Source organism: Streptomyces nanhaiensis (genome assembly GCF_046614825.1).
Lineage (GTDB): Bacteria > Actinomycetota > Actinomycetes > Streptomycetales > Streptomycetaceae > Streptomyces > Streptomyces radiopugnans.
The window spans coordinates 1-935 of sequence record NZ_JBKJFM010000364.1 but is presented as its reverse complement, the minus strand read 5'-3'; the positions used below and the strand labels follow the sequence as shown (position 1 = coordinate 935).

Genomic DNA, 935 nt, shown 5'->3' with positions numbered 1-935 from the left:
CCCGCAGCCGGGCCGCACGGCGCAGCGCGGCGGCGGCCGGGTCCACGGCGGCCTCTTCCGGGGGGACGTCCGCGGTGTCGCGCGCCTGGTCGCGGGCGGCCGCCAGGACCGCTTCGACCGTGGCCAGTCCGCCCAGCTCCCCGCGGACCTCGCGGCCCAGCACCTCCACCGCGCCCCCGGACCGGGCCCGGTCGCGGCAGTGGAAGGCCAGTTCGCAGGTGGACAGGCACTGCGGCGCGTAGGCGGCCGGAACCGACTCGACGGAACCGGCCAGTTCGGCGGGCGGGCGCGCCGGGTCGAAGGTGGCGCCCTCGGGCAGCGCGGCGGCGATCTCCTCCAGCCTCGTCAGCCGGGCGAGCTGCCGCCGGGTGGTGGCGATCTGCCTGCGCAGGTCGACCGCCTCGGCGGTGGGCAGGTTGGAGAAGTCCTTCGGGCAGACCAGCAGCACCCGCTCGTCCACCCGGCCGCCGAGCGCCTCCAGCGCCAGGGCGTAGACGGCCGCCTGCCGGGCCGCGGCGCCGACCTTGGCCGGATCGGCCGAACCGTCCAGGATCGGGAAGGACTTGATCTCCACCACCGTCCAGCGCCCGTCCGGGTGGACCGCCACCGCGTCGGGTTCCAGGTGGACGGGCGATCCGGCCACCTCCAGCCGCACCATCGGGTGGTCCAGCAGCGTCCAGCCGCCGTCGGCCGTCGCCCGCTCCAGCGCCTGCCGGGTGCGCTCCGCGCGCCCGGCGGGGCCGGGCGCAGACAGGTCGGGCACGGACACCCCGCCCGGTTCGGGGGCCGGGGTGTCCGCCGCGGCGGTGCGCGCGTGGACCAGGCGCATCAGTTCGGCGCCGCCGTCCCCCTTCACCCGCGCCTCGAAGGCGTGGCCGCGGACGAACGCGAACTGCGACTGCCCGAAGGGCGCGGGGGAGCCCAGCGCCTCCGCC

Annotated in this window: 1 protein-coding gene; it reads right to left on the bottom strand. The window is 78.2% G+C overall.

The genetic code is table 11. The features are described from left to right. A partial coding sequence (locus ACLIYP_RS30610) for a hypothetical protein (protein ID WP_412716324.1) occupies positions 1-935 on the bottom strand: 935 nt, incomplete at both ends.